This window comes from Syntrophus sp. (in: bacteria), assembly GCF_040768185.1.
Lineage (GTDB): Bacteria > Desulfobacterota > Syntrophia > Syntrophales > Syntrophaceae > Syntrophus > Syntrophus buswellii.
Genome location: NZ_JAXGNC010000004.1, coordinates 83524 through 99347 on the forward strand (window position 1 = coordinate 83524; position 15824 = coordinate 99347).

Here is a 15824-nt window from a genome sequence, read left to right on the forward strand (position 1 = left end):
AGTCGTTACTTGTCCTTGAATACCGCTTTTCTCTTTTCCATGAATGCGGAAATGCCTTCCTTGGCATCGTCCGTCGCCATGCAACCCTGTAGATAGAGAATTTCGGAGGCCTTGAGGGCTCCAATGAAATCCAGATTGAGGCCGGCCATAATGGCGCGGCGCGTCCACATGGCAACCGGTCTGCTCTTGTTGAGGAAATCGGCCAGGAATTTGTCCACGCCTTCCTTGAAATTCTCTGCCGGCAGAACCACATTGACCAGGCCAATGGCTTCCGCTTCTTTTGCCGAAATGATCTTTCCGGTAAGGAGCAGTTCCATGGTTTTCTTGAGGCCGATGATCTTGGGGAACCAGGCAGCGGCAACAGGCGGGAAGACGCCGACGGCGATTTCCGGCTGGCCGATCTTGGCCTTTTCAGAAGCGATGACGATATCGCAGAAGGCCATCAGTTCGCAGCCGCCACCCAGGGAACGGCCGTTGACCAGCGCCACGGTCGTAACATCCAGGCTGGCCATAATTCGGAACATTTCGTGGAAAACGAAAATCATCTCATCCACTTTATCCGGGGTATGATCGGCAACATCGACACCGTCACAGAAGGCCTTTCCTCCTGCAGCATCAAAAACGAGGAGCTGTACGGTCGGATCCATCTTGACATCCAGCAGAACCCGATTGATCTCCTTCATCATCAGGATGGTCAGCCAGTTGGATGGCGGTTCATTGAGGGTAATAGTGGCGACCTTATCCTTCTTTTCAAATGTAATATGTTCGAATCCCATAAGAATCTCCCTTCCTCCTTCTGATGTAACGTTTATAAGTCAGGAACGTTCCTGAATGACTTCATTCCGGCGTGCCGGTCCGAAATAAAAAAGGGGGGGATACCCACCCCCCCCTTGAATTTCACCAACTGAGCGAAGAACTGAGTACGCTTTGGGTTTCCCGAGGATCTGCTCGAAGTAGGCTTCGTTGTTCAGGGCGCCTTCGGCGATGAGCTGACGGTTCTTTATGAAGTCGATGGTGTCCACACCGGTGATCTTCTTGGTGTTGAAGGCGCCGAAGCCTGCGAAGGCCTCGCCCATCATGTTGGTGGCCAGCCAGTAACGGTGGTCGTTCTTCACCTGATCCCACCAGGATTTCTTCTTCTGGCGGATGCCGTCGATGGACTTCATCAAGCAGCCGGGGAACAGGTTGGCGAAGATCCAGATGATTCTCTCGACTTCCGCGTCGATCAGGGAGAAATCATAATTGCCGGCCTTCAGCGCGTCGTTGACGAAAGCGCGGGCGTCTTTGGCTTCCTGACCCGTCTTGTTCTCGCCGTAGACGATCTCGCCGTCTTTCACGTAGGATTCGGTGATGACCTGGGGATTGCGGACAAAGTTGCCATTGGCGTCCTTCAGGACGGGAAGGCACTTGGAGATGAGGTTCTTAGCCTTCATCTTGTAGGCGGACCACATTTCGCAGCTTACGCAGTTCCACATGGCGTCTTCGTTGCTGAGGAACCAGGGCAGGAAGTCGGAGGAGCCGCCCACCGGAGCGGAACCGTGACGGGGACCGGCCTGACCGAAAATGGCCAAGTCGGAGGAAACGGCGATGTCACAGGCCAGACCGATTTCCTGACCACCGGCGACTCTCATACCGTTGACACGGCAGATGACCGGTTTCTTGCACATCAGGATGGAGTCGACCATGTTGTTGAAGAGTTCCATGTAGGAACCGTACTCTTCCGGCCTCATGCTGTAGTATTCGGAATACTCTTTCGTGTTTCCACCGGTGCAGAAGGCGAAGGGGCCCGTGCCCGTGAAGACGACGGCGACAACGCTGCGGTCCGTGGAGGCATTCTCGAAACCGGCGATAACACCTTTCACCATCTCGGTCGTGTAGGAATTGTACTGGGCGGGGTTGTTCAGGCGAATCCAGGAAGTGAACAGACCGGGAACTTCATTGCCCTTGGGGTCCTTGAGGGGCCGCTTCTCGTATACGGTGCAGGGTGCTTCCGTACCCCACCACTGAGAGGTGTGTCGGTCATGATTCTTCAACTCGTGTTCTCTTGGCATCCATGCTAAACTCATACTTTTCTCCTCTTTCGTTTTTTGGTGTTATTTATTGGGTGTTAGTACTTTCTGTACCTTAAAAATCCGGTTTCAGAACAACTCTCTTTGCAGGAGAGCCGGCCTTGTGAATCTCATCGAAGGTCGCCGCAATCGTGCTCATCGGGCGGACTTCCACGAAGGGATCGATATCGATCTTCTTGGACTGCACCATATCGAGAACGATGGGATAGTACTCGGGCAGACATCCCCAGGTCCCGATGATTTCTGCGTCAAAGGCCATGAGCCGAGAAACCATGTATTCATTTTTAGCCATTCCGAACCCGACAACGATCATCTTCCCCGTGAAGGAAAGGAGATCCAGGGCCAGATCCTGACCTGCCTTGGTTCCGGATACTTCAAAGATCTTCCAGCCTACGTTGGGAAGCCCATTGGCCTTGCGGATCGCGCTTAACTCACCGGAAATGTCCTTGGTGGTTTTATCCTGGGTGCTGATGACGAAATCACAGCCATAGCCGAGCGCTCTCTGGAGTTTCTCCTGGTTTCTCGCCATGCCGATGACCGTTTTTGCCCCAAGGGCCTTCGCCGTCTGAGCCATGTATACACCGACACCACCGGTTGCACCGATGACGATGCAGTTGTCGCCGGGCTGGAGATCCGCCCTCTTGGAAGCCTGGTAAGGCGTCGTCACGGCGTCTGCCACAACGGCAAAATTTTCCAGCGGATAACTACCGCGATTGCGAATTTCACAGAGGTCTATGGTAGGAACGACGATATGGCTTGAAAAACCACCATAATTTCCCAAGCTGTTACCGGGCATCAGCTGAGCAAGGCAGCGGTTGCCACGGCCGGTTTTACAAAGGATGCACTTGCGGCAGGGCATAACGGCGGGAATAACCACTTCCTTGCCTACCCATGCTTTATCGCCCGCAACAACGGTTCCACTGATTTCATGGCCCAATGTCAACGGCGGTTTGTTAACGGTCGGTACACGGTCATAGAAAAAACCGAGGTCGGTATGGCAGACACCGCAACCCGCAATCTCAACCAGGGCTTCGCCCTCTTTAAGTTCCGGTACGGGCAGTTCAGCTAGCGCCAGTTTCCCTTCAATCTTTTCTCCCGTTTCCTTGTTCTTCCCCCATGGCGTCACCATCTGCCACGTTTTAATCACACTTGGTACTCCAGCCATTAAACACCTCCATAAGAATATTTAACATCCCTGTTACTGCAAAGTAACGCTTGCTTATCACCCCCTCAATTTTTTTTCAATCCCTATTTTTCAAATCCATTACTCCCCTGAGGGAAGAAATCTTCATTACAAGTGACAAAGAGCTTGTATCACGGCAGGAAGGCTGATATAGGCTGCAACGGATTTCGGCGGTGCGGCCACAGGAGAAGGTCATCAATATAATTTACTCTTAAAAACAACGAGATACTTCCGTTTCCACCAATCCTAAGCTTAACCGTACTCACAAAACGGCTGTTTTGTATCACAGCTCGAGTTGACATTCAAGATGTTTTTCAGCACAAATCGATTTTGCTTTCAACCTGGCGAGCCCTGTAAAAACAAGTACTCCATTTAATCTTGACCCAACTTCGCGCTTTTTTAGCCTGCACGGGATTGTCTTTCAACTTTTTAGAAAAGGGGGCTTAATAAAATTATCCTTTCAGGATAAAAAAGGGGGAGTAAAGGACCTTTACGAAAGGCCGCAATGGTAAAATTTAGGCTTGATGCAACTCGTCTTTTGGGATAGCCCCCACCTCCTGCTTATGACTTAAACGGCCTAAAAATATTACGAGGGCACTTCTCAACGCAGATTTCTTTGCAGTCGACACCGTAGGCCGCGCATTTTCCATGATCAACTCGGATGAGATTGCCGTCTAAACTCACGGCTTCTGCCGGACAGGCTTTGACGCACATCCTGCAGCTTATGCACCCCACTTCGCACACGGACCGAACCACCTTTCCAGGATCCTTCGTGCTGCAGGGCACCCAGACGCGAGCGCTTAGGGGAATGATTTCAATGATCTTCTTGGGACATATCCGAACGCAGGAACCACAGCCTACGCACTTTTCAACATTTACGACTGGGAAGTGGTTCTCCAGGGTAATGGCCCCAAAGGGGCAAACCTCAACACAATCCCCGAAACCGAGGCACGAATAAGCACATTCCTGGGGTCCACCACCAAAGCAAATGCTCGCACCCGCACAGGTCTGATCACCAAGATAATGATATTTCTGTCCGACGTTTCCCTCAAGACGGGAGCATCTCATTGAAGCGACCATGTTGGCGGCACCGGCCACCTTTTTCCCGGTAATTTCCGCAACAGCTTCCGCTACTGCCGCCTTGCCCGGGAAACAGAGATTGGCAGGTACCTCCGGATCGTTAACAACCGCTTCCGCATAAGCTTCGCAACCTGCGTAACCGCATCCACCACACTGCGCTCCAGCAAGGACTTCAAGGACTTCCTCCACCTTTGGGTTAGCTTCGACAGCGAATTTCTGAGCCGCGAGAGCCAGACCAATGCCGAATAAAAGACCGATACAGCCGAGAAATGCGATTCCCCCAAGAGCTAATTTAATCAATGCCGGATCCATTGTTTTACCTCGATCAATCGAAATATTTTAAAACAGCAATTACGGAAAAGCCTGAAAAGATGAGTCTGAATAAGTCTGCCTGAAATCGGCACCTCGATACTGCACTCCCATATATAACATAATTGCATTTGTCAAATTCATATTTGTTATATATATCTCGACTATATATCATTGAGAAATAAGCTCCAAATAACGGATTTTTTGGGGGGGTTCACGACGAAACAATGGCGCCTTCTTCAAAGCTGACCACCCGATCGGCTACCCTTTTCACCTGATCCAGGTAATGCGAAACCACCAGAATGGTTAGGTGTTTCCTCAGCTCCAGCAACAGACCCTCAATGACTTCCGTGGCGGTCGAGTCCAGTGATGATGTGGGCTCGTCCATCAGTAAAACCTCCGGTTCGAGAACCAGCGCCCGGGCGATGCAGAGCCGCTGCTGCTGTCCCCCGGAAAGTTTGCGGGCGTCATCGTTCATTCGGTCTTTGACTTCCTCCCAGAGATAGGCCATTTTCAGAGTCTGTTCCACCTTGCGCCTCATTTCCTTTTGATCCGTACCACCCGCCATCTTCAAGGGAAAGGCAACGTTTTTGTAGATGCTCATGGGCAAAGGGTTTGGGGATTGGAAGACCATCCCGACCCTTCTTCTCAACTCCGTCACCGGAAAGGCCTCCTGATAGATATCGCGGCGCAGACCACCGAGGGTAATCTCCACTTTGCCGCTCATCCTGGCCTCTGGGAGGTTTTCCCAAAGCCGGTTCAGCGTTATCAGAAAGGTGGACTTTCCCGCCCCTGAGGGGCCAATGAGCGCCGTGATCGAATGTTCTGCAAAATGGACCGTCAGGTCTTGAAGGATTCGGCGTTCCCGATAGAAAAAGTTGAGATCGGCAACCCGTATTTTTGTATTATCCGGAAGAGTCGTGTTCATGGACGATAGAAAGCGAGATAAGAAAGACGCTTTTTTATGACGAAGGCAAGGGCGAAAAGGAACAGACATAACAGAAGCAGAAGCAGTGCCGCTCCATAGCCGTTCATTAGTTCTTCTGGAGTGGTATACTGGGAAGAAATGTAATAGATGTAGAACGGCAGCGCTTCGTAGGGGGCAAAAACGGATTTTGGAACCCCCGCCGCCACCACCACTCCCGTAAGCATGATGACCGCAGTATCCTCCGCGCAGCGGCCGATGGCGAGAATGACCCCGCTGATCATCCCGGCAAGAGACTGGGGGAGAAGGACATAAACCAGGTTCTGCAGTTTCGTCGCTCCCAGGGCAAGAGCCGTCAGGCGGATCTCGGGAGAAAGACTTTCCAGGGCGATCTGCGTAGTTCTGATGATGTACGGCAGAACAAGAAAGGCGAGGGCAAGACCCGATATGAGCAGACAGGGCTGTATGCTGCTGGAATAGTGTTTGTGGAGAAAAACGGCCAGCGCGAACCCGAAGAGCCCAACCACGATGGACGGAATGCCGGCAAGGATGTCGAAAATCAGGTTGAATGCGTTTTTGATCCGAAAGTCCGCGTATTCCGCCAGGTAAATGCCCGTTGCAAACCCGATCGGCAGAGCAATGGAAACGGACAGAGAGACGAGCATCAACGTGCCGACAACGGCGGGGAACAGTCCGTCGAAAACGCGCTGTTGAAGAAGAACGGCCTTGAGAGGGGAAACGTCCCCGAAGATCAGCTTCGGATGAAACGCGCCGGCCCCCTTGAAAAGAAGATAGGCAAGAATGGAGAAAACGGCGGCGGTCAGAATCAGCCCGCAAGTCCAGGAATACCAGATCGTCAGTCTTTCCCCCGCTTGCTTCATGCCCGTTCCTCGCTTTTCCGGAAGGCCAGGCGTCGCACGGCAAGAATGACGATGGTGATGAAAAGATACAGAACCAGACCGCAGGCAAAGATGGAACGGAATTCAGGACTCTCGTAATCAGCGGCAATGACCAGGGCGATGTGGGCCGTCAGCGTGCGCACCGAATCCAGGATCGATTTCGGCTCAGCAATGGAATTTCCCGCAATCATGAGGGAAACGAGGGTGTCCCCCACGGCACGGCCGAAAGCCAGAAGAACCCCGATGACAATGCCCTCCCGTGCCGAGGGAAGAATAACGTATAAAAGCGTCTGCACGCGGTTCGCGCCCAGGGAATCGGCTGCGTCGATGTACGATCGAGGGACCCGATCGAAACTGTCACAGAAAAAGAGGATCATCGTCGGCGAAATCAGGACTCCAAGCATCAGGGCCGCTGTGAGAATGCACATCCCGGATCCGCCCTGGAAAAATTCCCGGATCAACGGAACAAGGAGAAAAATGCCGACAAAGCCATAGATCACGGTGGGAATGCCCGTCATCATCTGAACGATCCTCCGGAAGACAGCGCTCAATGATTTCGGGCCGATCGAGCTGATGAGAAACGAACAACCGAGACTCACGGGAAAGGCAATAAGCAGGCTGAGAAGCGAGATGACCGAGGTCCCCACGATCATGGGATAGATCCCGTAAAATCCCTGCTGAGGCATCCATGGCTCCGTGAGAAGACGGAAAAGACCACCACGGAGAAGAGGCAAAGCCATGTACGCCATGAAACCGAGAATCAGCAGGGTTATGGATGAACTGATTATGGTGGAGAGGAGAAAAATCTTCTCAATGCCCCTTTCCTTCCAGTTGTTCATGGAAAGGGAATAAATCCTGCCTTTTCTACAATTTTGCGACCTTCCGGAGAATACAGGTACTTGATGAAGGCCCTGGTCAGACCGGTGGACTCGCCTTTCGTGTTGCTGTAAAGCCCGCGGGCAATCTTGTATTTGCCTTCTTTAACCGTTTTGATCGTTGGGACCACGCCGTCCAGGGCGACCGGCGCCACGGTACGGTCAATATGACCGACGGAAACGTAACCGATGCCGTAAGAATCCTGGGCAACGGCCGATTTCATCGCCCCGTTGGAAACCACCACATTGGCACCGGGCGAAATCATCCCCTTGTCCAGCGCTTTTTCCCAGAAAACCTCTCGGGTTCCGCTTGCTTCATCACGGGTGTAAAGGTTTATTTTCCTGTTTTCGCCACCGACGCTTTTCCAGTTGTCGATCCGGCCTGCGAAAATATCCATCACCTGTGCCTTGGTGAGCGCCTTGACTCTATTTTTCGGATTGACAACGACTCCGACGCCGTCCAGAGCCCACTGATGCACCTTGAGCTGATACCGGGCGATTTCATCGTCCGTCGGTTTTCTTCCGGTGTTCCCGATGTTGACCAGACCTTCGCCCACCTGCTTGATGCCGACGCCGGAGCCCCCGGCGGCGATACTGATCTGGATCTCGGGAAAGGCGCTCATGATCCTCTGAGCCGCCTCTTTCATTACGGGAATATGAGCCGTACCCCCCGAGATCTTCAAGGTCCCTTTCTGCCCTCTAAAGGCTTCCAGTTCGCCCGAAATACAGTCAGCGGTCAGAACAAACAGGGAAAAGATCACGGCAAGCGCTGCAACGACATATTGTTTTCTCATGGGATCCTCCTGAATCACTTGTTTTACTGCTTCCGACGTCTGCTAAAAAATCAGCTGTCAATGAATCCCACTAGTATAGAACGAAGAGTTATTAGTCAAATTCATCCTCTTGATGCATGACGGTTTATTATTCCTTTTTGTTATGTAACGTCATTTTACCTTCCTCATCTCAATCCGTATCCTCTATAAAAAAAAGGAATAATACAAATCTATTATGCATATTCTTGATTTGACGTTTATTTCCATTTCTGTTAACCGGTACGCTCTGTGACGGAAGGATTTTTTACATTTCCTCTCGATGACCCAGGCATCCTGTTCGGCCTGAAATAAGCGCCTGCCGGTAGGAATCCGTCTACTGTGCTCTTGGGGATATCCATCAAGGGCGTCTATTTTTTGTATCGGCCAATTGAAATTTATTTCAAAGGTGAGGTTCTCCATAACAATGCAGCCACAGATCGCCATGTGCAATATCTTTGACCAGGATGCGGATCAGCTGGCGGAATTCGCTTCCCGGCATGGTTTTTCGGCTATCGACTGGTCAATCGACCCGTCTCTGCCGGAAGAGGAGTTTCTCGCCCGGGCAAAGACCCTCTCCGACTTCCAGCTTCGTTTTCACTGCCGCTTCTTCGGAGTGGACATCGCCTATGCCGACCGGCGTGGCGACGACTCTCTTGCGCTGCTGATGCGTACCGTTGATATGGTGGCCAAGACCGGCAAAGGACACATGACGATCCATTCCGGCCTCGGCAATCGCTCCGGGGAAGGGATCAGCCTGGCAAGAGCCATCGACAATCTATCCGTTCTTGTGCAATACGGAAAAAGTAACGGTGTAGCCGTGGCTCTGGAAAACTTGATGACCCCGCTGACCAATGATCCCTTTCTCTTCCATTTCATCGTTTCCCGAAGCGATGCATTCGTGACCATCGATATCGGACATGCCCATGCCGTAAGGCATCTTCATCCGCAAATGAACATCTGCGGCGAGTATGTTCTCCCCAACAGGGATAAGCTTCTCAATGCCCATATTTATAATACCGAGTTGGAAGGGTATGGGCACATACCCCCTACGAGCCTGCAGGACATCGCCAGCCGTCTGGATCTCCTCAGTCTGGCAGCCCCCTGCGACTGGTGGGTTATCGAACTGATGAATCCGAAGGAAGTTCTCTCGACCCGCGACTTTCTCGTAACATACCTCGATTGCCGCTCCATTCCGCCTGTCGCGGAACGGCATAGCCAGCCGCTGCCACTTTTTGCCGCATAAGGAATCCCAGGCAAGCCGGAGTAGCTTTTTCAGGGAGTGGACATGCGCTGCATCCTTCTTCTTCTCGACGGCCTCGGTGACCGAAGCCATCCCGTTCTGAACGGCCAAACCCCTCTCCAGGCGGCCTGCACCCCAAATCTCGATAAAATCGCGGAAATCGGCATGACCGGACTTTTTCACTCCCACCTCCAGGGAACGGCATTGCCAAGCGAACTGGCCCATTTCCTGATGTTCGGATATCGCCTTGAGGAATTCCCGGGCCGGGGCATCGTGGAGGCGCTCGGGGAAGGGATCGGCATCCGTGAGGGGGACACGGCCCTCTTGGCCCGGATCTTTTCCGTGGTCAGGGACGGGAACACCCTCGTCCTCCGTCATGAGAATCCGAAGCTGGATCGGAAAAGCTGCCGAATTCTCCATAAGGCCGTCGGGCGCTTCACCCTGGACGACATTTCGGTGGCTTTTCTACCCACCAAAGGGATAGCGGGCATCCTCCTGCTTCGTGGGGACGTATCCAAAGCCGTCACCGATTCCAATCCGATCGCCGAAGGGCGCCCTCTCATGCAGGTCCTTCCCCTGCGAACGGCAGCCGAGAATCCCAGCGCCCGGAAAACCGCCAAAGTCCTCAACGCCTATCTTCGCTGGAGCCATCGGACGCTTTCGGAGCATCCACTCAACAAAAAACGGATCGAAAATGGGCTTCCTCCCATCAACGCCGTCGGCACTCAGCGGGCCGGGATGATGAGCAGACTGCCTTCGTTTTCGGAAAAGTGGGGGCTCAAGGGCTTGATGATCGCTTCCGGTACGGTTTACCATGGGATCGGGCAGGTGATCGGCATGGATATCCAGAAGGTCGGAGATACGGAAGACCCCGGCCGGGATCTTCGCGCGCGGCTCGAAAGGGCGCATCGGGCGCGGAAATATGAGTTTATCCACGTTCATACCAAGGTCACGGACGAGGCAGGTCACACGAAAAATCCCCTGATCAAGAAAAGGGTGATCGAGGCGGTCGACACGGCGCTGGACTATGCCGTCAAAGAGATCGTCCCCGACGAGAACGTCCTTTTCATCGTGACCGCCGATCATTCCACCGCCGCTTCCGGCACGATGATCCATACCGGCGAGAGCGTGCCGCTGGTCATGACAGGCAAATATGTGCGGAGGGATGACGTTCAAAAATTCGACGAAGTCAGTTGTGCCGCCGGCGGGCTCAGCCTCGTCCGGGGAAAGGAACTCATGTATCTGGTGCTCAACTTCCTGGATCGGGGAAAGCTCTGGGGACTCATGGATTCGCCCGACGACCAGCCGTTTTCTCCGGGCCGATTCACCCCCCTGCTGATGGGCTGAACCCATGAAACCGCGGTTTCCAGAGGACGCCCGGCTCTCCGGAAGGGGTGACAGGTTCCGGGGTGGCCTCATTGTTGCCTCCAACAGGGAACCTTATTGTCACCGGAAAACCCCCGAGGGCCTGCGATGGGAGATTCCCGTCGGCGGAGTCGTTTCGGCTCTTGATACGGTCCTGCGGGTGACCGGGGGAACATGGGTCGCCTGGGGCAGCGGCAGCGGCGACATGGAGCAGACGGATGCCGGCGGCCGTCTATTGGTACCGCCGGAAAACCCTGCCTATACCCTAAGAAGGATCTGGCTTTCCGCATCGGCAGAGGAAAATTACTATCACGGATTCTGCAATCTGGTCCTCTGGCCGCTCTTTCATGGTGAAACGGATCGCGTCGTCTACTTACCCTCTTTCTGGGAGGAGTATGAAAAGACCAACCGGGCGTTTGCCGAGGCGATTCTTGAAGAATGCGCTTGGAATTCGACGATCTGGATCCATGATTATCACCTCTGCCGGGTTCCCCGGATGATCCGCGCGGCCGATCAGGAGCGGATCATCGCTCATTTCTGGCACATACCCTGGCCCGAACGGGAACGGTATGACTGCGCCCCCCATGGCGAGGAAATCCTTGCCGGACTTCTCGGCAATGATCTCCTTGGCTTTCAGACTCCTCTCTATGCCCGAAATTTCATGGATTGTGCCGCAGCGCGGCTTGGCGCAGTCATCGATGACGATGCCATGACCGTTGCCTGGGATGGACGCACCACCCAGATTCGGACCTTTCCGATCAGCACCGACTTCGAGTGTTTCAATGCCTTGGCGAACTCTGCTTCCACGGCTGCCCGGATTCGGCGAATCAGGAAGCAACACCATCTGCCCCGGCGTGTCGGTCTTGCCGTCGACCGACTCGACTACACCAAGGGAATTCTTCAGCGACTCCAGGCGCTTGAGCTTTTTTTCCAGCGCAATCCGGAATTCCACAGGAGATTTTCCTTCATCCAAGTCGCCGTCATGACTCGGAGCGGGAAGCCGTACCTGCGCTACCGGCAGGAAGTTGAGGACCAAATCGCCGAAATCAATAAGAAGTTCGGCAAGGCGGACTGGAGACCGATCATCTATTTCGGAAGCAAGCTCGAACGGCAGGATCTTGTTTCCTGGTACCGGATGGCGGATGTGGCCGTCATTACTCCTCTTCATGACGGGATGAACCTGGTGGCCAAGGAATATGTAGCTTCAAGAGGAGACGGGAAGGGCGTTCTTATCCTGGGCAGACAGGCTGGTGCAGCCGAAGAACTGACCGAGTCGATCCTTGTCGATCCAACCGATATCGAGATGTTCGCCACGGCTATCCATAGGGCTCTCACTCTATCCAGCGGGGAGAAAAAGAAGCGGATGATGCAGTTGCGGGGACAGGTGCAGGGAAATACGATTTATTCCTGGGTAGGCAACATCCTGGACGAGCTTTCCCTTCTCCCAGTGATGAAACAGGGAGGAAAACATGCCCTCACGCATGAAGATGAAATCGCCGGCCGCCTTGCCGGTCGGGATCTCTTTTTCTGCCTGGATTTCGACGGCACCCTCGCCCCGATCGTTGAGCAGCCGGAACTGGCGGCCATGCCGGACGACATTTCCCTGCTCCTCTCCGTGCTTCAAGAGCATCATCCCGTCGCGGTAATCAGCGGCAGACGTCTTGACGACATCAGGCATCGTGTCGGCTTGCCGGGCCTTGTCTATGCAGGAAACCATGGGATGGAAACGGACAATGGAGTAGCCGATGTCGGCGGCCGCGCCGCACTTGATGCCTTTCTTCCTGCGGCGCGGCAGGCATTGGAATGCCTGCCCGGGATAGAGATAGAGGACAAGGGGTTGACCGTCAGTATCCATTTCAGAAAGATAGCACCCGTGCTGTTGGAACATTTTTTCGATTTATTCCAGGAAATTGCCCGGAAGTTCATGGGAAAGATCGTCGTCAACAAAGGGAGAAAAGTCTTCGAGATCCTTCCGCAAGGCGCACCGGACAAGGGAAGCGCGGTACGGCAGCTCTTGAAGGAGGTCGGGAAAGGAAGGCTTCCGGTCTATATGGGAGATGACACGAACGATGAAGAGGCATTCCGGGCAGTTCGGGAAGACGGGATAACCGTTGCCGTCGGGGGAAGCACGGAGGCTGAATTCTATCTGAGAAACCAGGGAGAGGTCGGAAAATTTCTGGCGTTGCTGATCCGGGTATCTCTGCCCGATGGAAAACAACGCCATGCAAAGGATGAAGGGGCATAATAAAATGATCGGCGAAACAGTCCCAAAAATCGAAACAGGGGTAATCCACGGCCGCTTTCAGGTTTTTCACAACGATCATCTCAAGTACCTTCTGGCCGGAATGCGGCTCTGCCGGCATCTGGTGGTGGGCATCACCAACCCGGACCCGAAGCTGACCATGGAAGAAGCCGCGGATAAGAAGCGCAGCAGTTCCCTAGCCAATCCGCTTACCTACTATGAACGTTACGTCATGATCCGCACCGTGCTCGAGGAGGCCGGAATCGAGTCGTCGCATTTCTCCATCGTTCCCCTTCCCATCAACCTTCCCGAACTTTACCGATATTATGTTCCCATGGACGCCGTCTTCTTTCTTTCCATCTATGACGACTGGGGCAGAAAAAAGCTGAATTACTTCAATTCGTTGGGGATCAAAACCCATGTCCTTTGGGAAGTGCCCCTGGAGGCAAAGGGGATCAGTGCGGAAGACGTCCGCAACCGGATGATCCAGGGTGGCCCGTGGGAACATCTGGTGCCTCCCTGTGTGGCGCACCTCATGAGGAAATGGGACATTCCCGCACGGCTCCGGAATATGTCGGAGCCGACTCAGATCAATCCATGAAGCAGGTGTTGACGACGCAGCTGTAATCGGAAAAGTTGTGGATGAACCGAAGAGAAAGATGATCGTGAGGTGAAGGAAGATTGATAGAGATTGATGTCCCTGGGAAAGGCGTTTACAGGTTTGAACACCTGGTCCTGGACCTCAACGGAACGATTTCCCTGGACGGCGCCGTCATCGAAGGGGTTCCCGAAAGACTTGAATTGCTGGGCCGGCTGGTCGACATCGTCATCGTCACGGCGGATACCCGGGGTAAAGCTCAGGAATTGGGCGAGGATCTTCGCGTTAAAATCCACATCCTCCATCCGGGCGATGAACAGGAACAGAAGTTCAGACTGGTGCGGCAACTGGGCAGTGAGGTCACGGTGTCCATGGGAAATGGCTCAAATGACGCATCCATGTTGAAGGAGTCCGGTTTGGGGATATGTATTCTTGGTCCTGAAGGGGCATCCTCCGAGACGATGGCAAACTGTGATCTGGTTATCTCCGATATCAACGCCGCACTGGATCTGTTGCTGAAACCCGGGCGGCTGATCGCTACGCTGCGCAGATAGGAACACAACCAGAGCATCCCGAACATCCAACGGGAGCATTTTTGCACCTTGCTGTTCCCATAAGAGTTTGTTTTGCCTCTCATGCCATGCAAGCCGGATTTATCGGGAACAAAATAAAAAAACCCGGGGTGCGGCAATAAGATGAAGTCACGAAAAAGGGCTTAATCCGATCCGGCTAAGCCCTCAAAATGGCGCATGAAAGGTCCAATAACCAGATGCTTCAATTTTTAAAGCACCGGATCCGGGAATGGAAATAACAATCAGACATCACCGGCCCTCTTGTCGATGCGTCTGGTTATAAAACCGCCCGGCTTTCACAATTGGTGTGCAACTGCTTGACCGGGCATTGCTGGATTCCAATCAACGATCAGCGCAACTCGCTATGTTCAACATTACGGGAATGACTCAAAATCGTCGCGTAATATTGCTCATGCCGGTCTGCAAATGCCTCAAGACTGAATTTCTTCTGAACGAACATCCTGCCTTCTTCTCCCATGGCCTTTCTCTTTTTTCCGTCGGTTAAAAGCTCTTTTAATCGATCGGCAAAAGATTTGAGGTCTCCCTTACGGACGAGGAATCCCGTTTTTCCATGGACAATCCCTTCGGGGGTTCCTCCAATTCTGTAGGCAACGACAGGCACCTTCATCGCCTGGGCCTCGATCAGTATCCTTCCCAGGCCTTCATGATGATAGGTCGGAAAAGCCATCATTGATGAAACCCCATACCAGTCACGCAACCTTTCCTGATTTAGTTCTCCGATAAATAACACTTGATCTGTAAGCCCGTCTTTACTCACCAACCCTCTGAGTTCCTCTTCATATTCAGCGGAATCCGTTCTGCCTGCAAACACAATTTTAGCGAGCAACCCCTCACGCCTCAGTGCGGCATAGGCCTTGATGACATCGTGTTGGCCTTTAAGCCTGAGAATTCGAGCCGGATAGAAAATGATCGGAATATCCGTCCCGATTTCCAATGGCCATGCATGGGCAGGATTGAACACCTCCATGTCTATCCCATCGGACAGATTACAGAACGCTCCTTTCAACCTCCTTGGAACACCAATACCTGAAACCCCGGCTAAGCCGGTACAATAACACAATTGAGCATTGATTGAGGGATCGTTAAAATAAGAATTTGAGAAATGATTGATAAAAATGGAAGGGATGGTAAGTTTCTTTGCCTCTTCCATTATTTCGAGACTATCAACTGTGCCAAGGTAATGCATGATGAGCAAATCAACCTTGTGTCGCTTGTGTATATTTCTGAATTTTTCTGCCGCATTTCTTATTTGAAAAAGTCCGGGGCGCGGGGCATTTTTGGCAGTTTTTAATCGGCCCGATTTATCCATATTGTAGATGGAGTCGGTTGGCATTCCGACGGTGAAGGGCAAGGGAATTTCAACCAAACGCCCCTGTCCGATTTCCGTGTTGATTGCTTCCCCGGCAGTTGATTCTTTCTCAAGATACGTTCGAATGATATGAGCCTTATTTCTTTTCAATAACGTACGATCGAGGTCATCAAGGTACTGCTCTATGCCGCCGCCGCTTCTAAAGGCCTTTGTAAATCTTAAAACGGTGAGTCCATTTAATTGGTTGATCATTGATATTTTTCCTTTTTTTCAGGGAAAGGATTTTTAAAACGAATCAACGTTGTTTTCGGAACGCGCACGAGGA

The 15824-nt window shown here is 52.8% G+C and carries 14 protein-coding genes; 5 read left to right on the forward strand and 9 right to left on the reverse strand.

Translation table 11 applies throughout. From position 1 onward, the window contains the following. Positions 1–5 precede the first annotated feature (5 nt). From AB3175_RS05955 to AB3175_RS05990, 8 genes are all read right to left on the reverse strand, one after another. Positions 6–776 carry an enoyl-CoA hydratase/isomerase family protein gene (locus tag AB3175_RS05955; protein ID WP_367360028.1) on the reverse strand — a complete coding sequence of 257 codons (771 nt, stop codon included), beginning with the start codon at positions 774–776 and terminating at the stop codon, positions 6–8. A gap of 39 nt (positions 777–815) precedes the next feature. Next, entirely contained in the window at positions 816–2066 is a 1251-nt protein-coding gene (gene oah, locus AB3175_RS05960; RefSeq protein ID WP_367360029.1) for a 6-oxocyclohex-1-ene-1-carbonyl-CoA hydratase, read from the reverse strand. 58 nt (positions 2067–2124) lie between these two features. Beyond that, positions 2125–3234 (reverse strand): 6-hydroxycyclohex-1-ene-1-carbonyl-CoA dehydrogenase, encoded by a 1110-nt coding sequence (had, locus tag AB3175_RS05965; RefSeq protein ID WP_367360030.1) that lies wholly within the window; start codon positions 3232–3234, stop codon positions 2125–2127. Between the two features lie 579 nt (positions 3235–3813). Further along, positions 3814–4644: an RnfABCDGE type electron transport complex subunit B gene (gene rnfB / locus AB3175_RS05970; RefSeq protein ID WP_367360031.1), complete on the reverse strand. Its 831-nt coding sequence runs from the start codon at positions 4642–4644 to the stop codon at positions 3814–3816. A 211-nt stretch (positions 4645–4855) separates the two neighbouring features. Next, the gene (locus AB3175_RS05975) at positions 4856–5569 is read right to left on the reverse strand and encodes a phosphate ABC transporter ATP-binding protein (protein ID WP_367360032.1); all 714 of its coding nucleotides are present in this window, start codon (positions 5567–5569) and stop codon (positions 4856–4858) included. Next, positions 5566–6447: a PstA family ABC transporter permease gene (locus AB3175_RS05980; RefSeq protein WP_367360033.1), complete on the reverse strand. Its 882-nt coding sequence runs from the start codon at positions 6445–6447 to the stop codon at positions 5566–5568. Before AB3175_RS05980 ends, AB3175_RS05975 begins: the two co-directional genes overlap by 4 nt. Beyond that, positions 6444–7304: a phosphate ABC transporter permease subunit PstC gene (gene pstC, locus AB3175_RS05985; RefSeq protein WP_367360034.1), complete on the reverse strand. Its 861-nt coding sequence runs from the start codon at positions 7302–7304 to the stop codon at positions 6444–6446. Before pstC ends, AB3175_RS05980 begins: the two co-directional genes overlap by 4 nt. Continuing rightward, positions 7301–8134 carry a phosphate ABC transporter substrate-binding protein gene (locus tag AB3175_RS05990; protein ID WP_367360035.1) on the reverse strand — a complete coding sequence of 278 codons (834 nt, stop codon included), beginning with the start codon at positions 8132–8134 and terminating at the stop codon, positions 7301–7303. The genes pstC and AB3175_RS05990 overlap by 4 nt, the downstream gene beginning before the upstream one ends. A 442-nt stretch (positions 8135–8576) precedes the next feature. Between AB3175_RS05990 and AB3175_RS05995 the strand changes: the two genes are divergently transcribed. The 5 genes from AB3175_RS05995 (at position 8577) to AB3175_RS06015 (ending at position 14151) form a co-directional block, all read left to right on the forward strand. Further along, positions 8577–9395, forward strand: coding sequence for a TIM barrel protein (locus tag AB3175_RS05995; RefSeq protein ID WP_367360036.1), 819 nt, complete (start codon positions 8577–8579; stop codon positions 9393–9395). A 42-nt stretch (positions 9396–9437) separates the two neighbouring features. Next, on the forward strand, positions 9438–10739 hold the full coding sequence (gene apgM / locus AB3175_RS06000; protein ID WP_367360037.1) for a 2,3-bisphosphoglycerate-independent phosphoglycerate mutase: 1302 nt from the start codon (positions 9438–9440) through the stop codon (positions 10737–10739). A gap of 4 nt (positions 10740–10743) precedes the next feature. Beyond that, positions 10744–13002: a bifunctional alpha,alpha-trehalose-phosphate synthase (UDP-forming)/trehalose-phosphatase gene (locus AB3175_RS06005; RefSeq protein ID WP_367360038.1), complete on the forward strand. Its 2259-nt coding sequence runs from the start codon at positions 10744–10746 to the stop codon at positions 13000–13002. A 4-nt stretch (positions 13003–13006) separates the two neighbouring features. Continuing rightward, complete coding sequence (locus AB3175_RS06010; RefSeq protein ID WP_367360039.1) at positions 13007–13600, forward strand: nicotinate-nucleotide adenylyltransferase; 594 nt, start codon at positions 13007–13009, stop codon at positions 13598–13600. An 80-nt stretch (positions 13601–13680) separates the two neighbouring features. Continuing rightward, positions 13681–14151 carry an HAD family hydrolase gene (locus AB3175_RS06015; RefSeq protein ID WP_367360040.1) on the forward strand — a complete coding sequence of 157 codons (471 nt, stop codon included), beginning with the start codon at positions 13681–13683 and terminating at the stop codon, positions 14149–14151. A 367-nt stretch (positions 14152–14518) separates the two neighbouring features. Here AB3175_RS06015 and AB3175_RS06020 read toward each other — a convergent pair whose 3' ends face one another. Further along, complete coding sequence (locus tag AB3175_RS06020) at positions 14519–15751, reverse strand: glycosyltransferase family 4 protein (protein WP_367360041.1); 1233 nt, start codon at positions 15749–15751, stop codon at positions 14519–14521. Positions 15752–15824 lie beyond the last annotated feature (73 nt).